6 protein-coding genes are annotated in these 6,407 nt (G+C 62.9%); 5 read left to right on the top strand and 1 reads right to left on the bottom strand.

The annotated features are described in order from the left end of the window. Positions 1 to 300: 300 nt before the first annotated feature. A complete protein-coding gene (locus A2I95_RS21405) occupies positions 301 to 510 on the bottom strand; it encodes a DUF1127 domain-containing protein (RefSeq protein WP_291733090.1) in 210 nt (69 codons plus the stop codon). Positions 511 to 872: 362 nt separating this feature from the next. Between A2I95_RS21405 and A2I95_RS21400 the strand changes: the two genes are divergently transcribed. The 5 genes from A2I95_RS21400 (at position 873) to A2I95_RS21380 (ending at position 6,396) form a co-directional block, all read left to right on the top strand. Then, the gene (locus tag A2I95_RS21400; protein WP_291733088.1) at positions 873 to 1,937 is read left to right on the top strand and encodes an Mrp/NBP35 family ATP-binding protein; all 1,065 of its coding nucleotides are present in this window, start codon (positions 873 to 875) and stop codon (positions 1,935 to 1,937) included. An 831-nt stretch (positions 1,938 to 2,768) separates the two neighbouring features. Next, entirely contained in the window at positions 2,769 to 3,272 is a 504-nt protein-coding gene (gene mraZ, locus A2I95_RS21395; RefSeq protein WP_291733086.1) for a division/cell wall cluster transcriptional repressor MraZ, read from the top strand. A gap of 3 nt (positions 3,273 to 3,275) precedes the next feature. Next, positions 3,276 to 4,268, top strand: a complete 993-nt coding sequence (gene rsmH / locus A2I95_RS21390) for a 16S rRNA (cytosine(1402)-N(4))-methyltransferase RsmH (protein ID WP_291733084.1) — start codon at positions 3,276 to 3,278, stop codon at positions 4,266 to 4,268. Then, on the top strand, positions 4,265 to 4,615 hold the full coding sequence (locus A2I95_RS21385; protein WP_291733082.1) for a cell division protein FtsL: 351 nt from the start codon (positions 4,265 to 4,267) through the stop codon (positions 4,613 to 4,615). The genes rsmH and A2I95_RS21385 overlap by 4 nt, the downstream gene beginning before the upstream one ends. Beyond that, a complete protein-coding gene (locus A2I95_RS21380; protein WP_291733080.1) occupies positions 4,612 to 6,396 on the top strand; it encodes a penicillin-binding protein 2 in 1,785 nt (594 codons plus the stop codon). The genes A2I95_RS21385 and A2I95_RS21380 overlap by 4 nt, the downstream gene beginning before the upstream one ends. Positions 6,397 to 6,407 lie beyond the last annotated feature (11 nt).

The raw sequence follows: 6,407 nt of genomic DNA, 5'->3' as shown, positions 1-6,407 counted from the left end.
GCCGCGCCTGCGCCGCCCCTTCCTTCGAGGTTTACGCGACACGGCCAGGCAAGTGCTTGACTGCAGCCGTCTGTCATCAGGGGGGGCGGTTTTGCTGTGCGGAAAACAAGAAACGGCGGCACCCAGGGAGGAGGAGGGGTGCCGCCGTTCTGTCAAACACCGGAATTCAGGGAGGAGGAGATCCCGGTGATTCAAGCCCGGCTGTTAACCGGTATAAGGTGCGGCGGCATCAGGGAGGAGGAGGATGCCACCGCGTAGGACAGGCCCTTCAAGGGAGGAGGAGAAAAGGCCTGATCTCTATTAGTTGTTCTCGTAAGCGGCCTGATAGGCGACGCGCTGGATCTCAGACCGGTTCAGGCCCAGATCCGCCAGATCGCGTGCTGTCAGCGCCGACAGTTCATTGACGGTCTTGCGATACAGCCGGTAACGGACGAATTTCACCATCAGCGCATCCAGGAAGCCAACCGGGGATGCAATGCTTACCGCGGAGATCTGTTGTGCTGCTGCCATCGTTCTGTTCCTTCGTCTGACCGTATCGTCGTATCCGTCTGGCGCCATCCCGGCGCCGCTTGAGGGGTAATTTAGGGATCTTCCGCAGAGTCGCAATCCCGTGCATCGTCAATGCTGCTATGCAGCATTTGCATGGGTGACCTAGGGTATGCCTTTGTAAAGGGGGGCTAATTTCAGCACGCCGTTGCGCAGCTGTATAAATTCCGGGCGCGGGGCTGCAATCCGCGCATGGCTGGCGGCACAGGCTGTTGACGGATCCGGTCCTTGGCCTTGCGGCCGGAGCCGCGGCAATCACGCAACACGGGTTCCAAGGCGTATGGCGGACACATATATAGGGCCGGACAACACGCAGGAGAGCAGTCATGGCGGTCACTCAGGATCAGGTTCGCGAAATACTGGAGCGGCTGGCCTTGCCGGACGGCGGCACGCTGGTGTCGCGCGATATGCTGCGCGCGCTGCGTATCGACGGCAGCAAGGTCAGCTTTGTGATCGAGGCGCCCAGCCCCGAGATCGCCAAGCTGATGGAGCCTTTGCGCAGAGCCGCCGAGGCCGCAGTGCTGTCTCTGGATGGTGTCGAAACGGTCTCTGCCGCGCTCACCGCCCATGCCCCGCAGCAGCCCGCCCCCAGCCTCAAGGTCGGCGGCCATCCGAAACCGCAGGCCGAGCCGCTGAAACCGGCGGGCGTCAAGCGCATCCTGGCGGTTGCCTCTGGCAAGGGCGGGGTGGGCAAGTCCACCGTTTCTTCCAACCTCGCCGTGGCGCTGGCCAAGCAAGGACGCAAGGTCGGCCTGCTGGATGCTGACATCTATGGCCCCTCCCAGCCGCGGATGATGGGCGCCACCGGCCGCCCCGCTAGCCCCGACGGCAAGATCATCGAACCGCTGCATGCCCATGGCGTCACCCTGATGTCGATCGGCTTTATGCTGGAAGAGGGCAAGGCGGTGGTCTGGCGCGGCCCGATGCTGATGGGGGCGCTGCAGCAGATGCTGGGGCAGGTGAACTGGGGCGAGCTGGATGTGCTGATCGTCGACCTGCCGCCCGGCACCGGCGACGTGCAACTGACGCTGTGCACCAAGGCAGAACTGACCGGCGCCATTGTGGTCTCCACTCCGCAGGACGTGGCGCTGCTGGATGCGCGCAAGGCGATGGACATGTTCAAGACGCTGAAAACCCCGGTGCTGGGGCTGATCGAGAACATGTCCTTCTTCACCTGTCCCGATTGCGGCGGCGAACATCACATCTTTGGCCATGGCGGCGTCGCGGCAGAGGCCGAGACGCTGGGCCTGCCGCTTTTGGGGGCGCTGCCGATTGATCTGGAAACCCGTCTGTCCGGCGACAACGGCACGCCCATCGCGGCGGGCGAGGGGCCAATGGCGCAGGCCTATGCCCGGATTGCCGAAGGTCTGATCGGCGGCGGCATGGCCTGACGCCGCAGGGCTCAGCCCTCTCTATATAGTGTCCCGGATGGCCCGCCTCATTGGCGGGCCATTTGCTGTTTGCTCCTTTGTTTGGGCGCAGATGGGATTTCCCGCCCGGTTTGGGAACCTGCGGGACAACCGGCCCCGCTTGGGGCGGCATGGGACCGGCGGGATTGCATGGGGCCGCCGGGAATTCATGGCACCGGCGGGAATTCACGGGCGCCATGGGAAATTATGGCCCGGTTTGCCTCGCTTTCCTCTTGAGGGCCCGAATCACTCGGTGTTGAACCGCTGATATCAGGGTTTCCCGGCGGTTCTGTTGCAGGAGGGGCGAACGTAAGGGGAATATCCAAAGCTGCTGCGCGCTTGCTTGCAGAATCGCGGGAAACTATGGGAAAAAAATTGCAGGCGCAACTCACCTCTATATCTGGTGTTCATGGTGGGGCTATGCACAAGAATTTCGATTTTTTGCCTAAATCATGCCACGAATCTCTTTTGAAACTCAGTTGCTCTGTCAAGCCTTCGGCGCTTTTCCGCAGAAAACAGTTGCAGGGCCATCAATTCCCATAGTATCCCTATTACATCGAATGAGACGAGGGACGGGGCGCCAAACGACCCCAAGCCAAACTAAAAGAGCAGGTTTCATACAGGCCTTCGCTTTCATCGAACAAAGAGATCCGGCGCGCGAGCGAGCAGACATCCCCCCAGGTGGCGCGCGCAGTCGGACATCCCGCAAAGCGGGCCAAGGCGGCGGGTTGATCAGTGGCAGCAGATCAACCCGCCCCTTTTCATTCTGGGGATCGGATTTACGCGAGGGACGCGCGAAAAAGGAACGGTAAGTTGGGCCGCAGGTTCAGAGGCGAAAGCCACCACAAGGTGGACAGCAAGGGGCGGGTGTCAATTCCGGCCTCTTTCCGCCGTGTGCTGGAGGCCGCCGATCCGAACTGGAAATCCGGCGACAGCCCCGAACTGGTGATTGTTTACGGCGACCACCGCCGCCCGTTCCTGGAATGCTATACTATGGAAGCCATCGACGAGGTCGACGCCAAGATCGCCGCCCTGCCGCGCGGCTCCAAACCGCGCAAGATCCTGGAACGCATGTTCAACGGCCAATCCTTGCCGACCAACGTGGATGACACCGGCCGCCTTGTGCTGCCGGCCAAGCTGCGTCAGAAGATCGGCCTGGAGGGCGAGGCCTTCTTTATTGCGTCCGGCGACACCTTCCAGATCTGGAACCCCGGGACCTATCAAGAGGTCGAAATGGCGGAAGCCGAGAAACTGATGGAAGACCTGCCCGAGGATTTCGATCCCCTGGAATTCCTAGATGGCGCCGGAGGCGTTTGACCCATGACACAGGACCAAGACGCTGCCAATGGTCCCCACATTCCCGTCCTTCTGCGCCCGCTGCTGCAGGCCGTGGCCCCGGTCACGGGCCGCTGGCTGGACGGCACTTTTGGCGCAGGCGGCTATACCCGCGGGCTGCTGGAGGCCGGCGCGGATGAAGTCACCGGCGTAGACCGCGACCCGCTGGCGTTTGAGATGGCCAAGCCCTGGGCAGGGGAGTACGGCAGCCGCCTGATCCTGCAGCAGGGTGTGTTCTCCCGAATGGATGAATACGCGCAAGACCTTGATGGTGTGGTGCTGGACCTCGGCGTCTCCTCGATGCAGCTGGACCTGGCCGAACGCGGCTTCTCCTTTATGCGGGACGGGCCGCTGGACATGCGGATGTCGCAGTCGGGGCCTTCAGCTGCCGACCTGATCGCCGAGCTGGATGAGGCGCAGATCGCTGACATCCTGTTCCACTATGGCGAAGAGCGCGCCAGCCGCCGCATCGCCAAGGCGATTGTCCGCGAACGCACGATTGAACCGATCACCAGCACTCTGCGCCTTGCGAAGATCATTGAATCCTGCCTGCCGCGCCCCAAGCCCAACCAGTCGCATCCGGCGACCCGCAGCTTCCAGGGGCTGCGCATCGCGGTGAACGCCGAATATGATGAGCTGTTCGAGGGGCTTCTGGCCGCCGAACGGGCGTTGAAACCCGGCGGGCTTTTGGCAGTTGTCACCTTCCACTCGGTCGAGGACCGGATGGTCAAACGCTTCTTCCAGCACCGCGCGGGCAAAACCGGCCGCGCCAACCGCTATGCGCCGGAGCGGGAAGAAACACCGTCGCAATTCGAACTGGTCACCCGCAAGGCGGTTGGCCCGGATGATCAGGAGCTGGCCGAGAACCCGCGCTCCCGCTCTGCCCGCCTGCGGGTCGGGCGCCGCACGGCTGCTGAACCCGGGCCGATCTCGGCCAAAGAACTTGGAATGCCGCAGCTGAAAGAGGCGCGCAAATGAAGACCTTGCTGTATGCCGCAACCTGCCTGGCCGTCTTTGGCCTGGCCTTCTGGGCTTACCGCGAAAACTACGCCACCCAGCAGGTACTGAAAGAAACCCGCGGCTTGCAGCAGCAGATCGGCGCGGCGCAGGTGCGGCTTAGCGTGCTGCGCGCCGAATGGGCCTATCTCAACCGCCCGCAGCGCCTGCGCGAGCTGGCGGAGATCAATTTCGACAGCCTTGGCTTGTTGCCGCTGCGCCCCGACCAATTCGGCCGCGTGGATGAAGTGTCCTATCCTGAACCCGAAGAGCTGGTGATCACAGAAGGTGTTGAGGTGTCGGGCCTGAACCAGAGGAGCCAGCCATGATCCGCACCCCGCTCCGCCCGCTGGCGCGGGTTCTTCATGCCCGCGCAACCGGCGAAAATCCGGATGTGATCGAAGAGGAAAACATCAGCCTGCGCCATCAGGAGATGCAGGTGCAGTCCCGCCAGCGCGCAGAAGGGCGGCTGCTGGTGCTGGGGCTGTTCTTTGTCTGTGCCTTTGGCGCGATCACCGCACGCATGGGGATGACCGCGGTGTCTGAGCCGGCAGAGCCAGTGGCCAGCGTTGCTGGCAGCGTCATCGCTGCGCAACGTGCGGATATCGTCGACCGCAACGGCAGCCTGCTGGCGACCAATTTTGAAACGCACTCCCTCTATGCTCAGCCGCCGCAGATGATCGACCCTGTGGGCGCCGCTGATAAGCTGGTGCAGATCTTCCCGGATCTGGACCGCGACCGTCTGGTCAAGGACTTCACGGGTAAGCGCAAGTTTCTGTGGGTGAAGAAGAAAATCAGCCCCGAGCAACTGCAGGCCGTGCATGACATCGGCGATCCCGGCCTGATGTTCGGCCCGCGTGAGATGCGGCTCTACCCGAACGGCAGCCTGGCCGCCCATGTGCTGGGCGGCGCCGGTTTCGGCAAGGAGGGCGTCAACGCCGCCGAGGTGATCGGCGTTGCAGGCGTGGAGCGTCAGTTCGACAGCTACCTGCGCGACCCGGGCAATGCGGGTAAGCCGCTGCAGCTGTCGCTGGACCTTACTGTGCAGGCGGCGGCAGAGCAGGTGCTTTACGGCGGCATGAAGCTGATGAACGCCAAAGGTGCCACCTCGATTCTGATGGATGCCCATACGGGCGAGGTGATTTCGGTTGTGTCCTTCCCGGATTTCGACCCCAACGACCGTCCGCGCCCGCCGGCGTCCGGCTTTGACCCCTCGGTCAGCCCTCTGTTCAACCGCGCGGTGCAGGGGGTGTATGAACTTGGCTCCACCTTCAAGATTTTCACCGCCGCGCAGGCGATGGATCTGGGGCTGGTCGGCGCCGATACGGTGATCGACACCCGCGGCCCGCTGCGCTGGGGGCGCTTTGCGATCCGCGATTTCCGCAACTACGGCAACGAGATGTCGGTGACCAAGATCATCGTCAAATCCTCCAACATCGGCACCGCGCGGCTGGCGCAGCAGATCGGGGTGGAGCGGCAGAAAAGCTTCCTTGATACGCTGGGCATGCTGGATCCGACCCCGTTTGAAATTTCCGAAGCCAAAGGCGGCAAACCGCTGCTGCCCGCCAACTGGTCGGAACTGTCGGCAATGACCATTTCCTACGGCCACGGCATTTCCACCACGCCGATGCATCTGGCGGCGGGCTATGCGGCGATTGCCAATGGCGGCCGCTATGTGGCGCCGACGATTCTGAAGCAGAGCGCCCCGCAGCTCGGGGAACGGGTGCTGAGCGAAAGCACCGCCGCCGCCGCACGCAAGATGTTGCGCAAGGTGGTCAGCGAGGGCACTGCGTCTTTTGCCGAGGTCGAGGGCTATCAGGTCGGCGGCAAGACCGGCACCGCCGACAAGCCCAAGCCGCAGGGCGGCTATTATGATGATAAGGTGATTGCCACTTTTGCCTCTATTTTTCCGGCACATGACCCGGAATATGTGCTGATCGTGACGCTGGACGAACCCTCCATTATTGCCCACGGCGAGGAGCGCCGCACCGCAGGCTGGACTGCCACCCCGGTGGCGGCTGAGATGATCGGGCGGGTGGCACCGCTCTTGGGCCTGCGTCCGCAAGTTGAACCCGCAGAGGTGACTGGTATAACCCTCACCTCGAACTGAACCAGGTGAGG

This window comes from Leisingera sp. F5, from assembly GCF_001593695.1.
Note: the sequence above shows the minus strand (reverse complement) of the source record. Positions and strands in the feature narration are given on the sequence as shown.